The organism is Roseicella frigidaeris, from assembly GCF_003258945.1.
Classification (GTDB): Bacteria; Pseudomonadota; Alphaproteobacteria; order Acetobacterales; family Acetobacteraceae; genus Paracraurococcus; species Paracraurococcus frigidaeris.
Genome location: NZ_QLIX01000084.1, coordinates 1 through 1,193 on the forward strand (window position 1 = coordinate 1; position 1,193 = coordinate 1,193).

Below are 1,193 nucleotides of genomic sequence, written 5' to 3' on the forward strand. Positions count from 1 at the left end.
CTTACTTCGTGATGCCGGCGACGACGCCGGCGCCGACGGTGCGGCCGCCCTCGCGGATGGCGAAGCGCAGGCCCTGGTCCATGGCGATGGGGGCGATCAGCTCGACATCCATCGTCACGTTGTCGCCCGGCATCACCATCTCGACGCCTTCCGGCAGCTTGACGATGCCGGTCACGTCGGTGGTGCGGAAGTAGAACTGCGGCCGGTAGTTGGTGAAGAACGGCGTGTGCCGGCCGCCCTCCTCCTTCGTCAGGATGTAGGCCTCGGCCTTGAACTGCGTGTGCGGCGTGATCGAGCCGGGCTTGGCCAGAACCTGGCCGCGCTCCACGTCCTCGCGCTTCGTGCCGCGCAGCAGCGCGCCGATGTTGTCCCCCGCCTCGCCGCTGTCGAGCAGCTTGCGGAACATCTCGACGCCGGTCACCGTCGTCTTGACCGTGTCCTTCAGGCCGACGATCTCGACCTCCTCGCCCACCTTGACGATGCCGCGCTCGACACGCCCCGTCACCACCGTGCCGCGGCCCGAGATCGAGAACACGTCCTCGATCGGCATCAGGAACGGCAGGTCCTTCGGACGCTCCGGCTGCGGGATGTAGCTGTCCACCGCCCGCATCAGCTCGAGCACCGCCTGCTCGCCGATCTCAGGCGTCTTGTCCTCGAGCGCCGCCAGCGCCGAACCCTTGACGATCGGGATGTCGTCCCCCGGGAACTGGTAGGAGGACAGCAGCTCGCGCACCTCCATCTCCACCAGCTCGACCAGATCGGGGTCGGCCATGTCCATCTTGTTCAGGAACACCACCAGCGCCGGAACGCCAACCTGGCGCGCCAGCAGGATGTGCTCGCGCGTCTGCGGCATCGGGCCGTCCGCCGCCGACACCACCAGGATCGCGCCGTCCATCTGCGCCGCGCCCGTGATCATGTTCTTCACGTAGTCGGCGTGGCCAGGGCAGTCCACATGCGCATAGTGCCGGTTCTGCGTCTCGTACTCGACATGCGCCGTCGAGATCGTGATCCCGCGCGCCTTCTCCTCCGGCGCCTTATCGATCTGGTCGTAGGCCGTGAACGTCGCACCGCCCGTCTTCGCCAGAACCTTGGTGATCGCCGCCGTCAGCGACGTCTTCCCATGGTCCACGTGACCAATCGTCCCAATGTTGCAGTGCGGCTTCGTCCGCTCAAACTTCGCCTTCGCCATCGTC

Annotated in this window: 1 protein-coding gene; it reads right to left on the reverse strand. The window is 66.8% G+C overall.

What is annotated here, in order from left to right; translation table 11 throughout:
* Position 1: 1 nt before the first annotated feature.
* Positions 2-1,189, reverse strand: a complete 1,188-nt coding sequence (tuf, locus tag DOO78_RS26865) for an elongation factor Tu (protein WP_111472942.1) — start codon at positions 1,187-1,189, stop codon at positions 2-4.
* Positions 1,190-1,193: the final 4 nt, after the last annotated feature.

Excerpts from the sequence above, each read along its gene's own strand:
- tuf (WP_111472942.1), bottom strand. The coding sequence starts at position 1,189 with ATGGCGAAGGCGAAGTTTGAGCGGACGAAGCCGCACTGCAACATTGGG.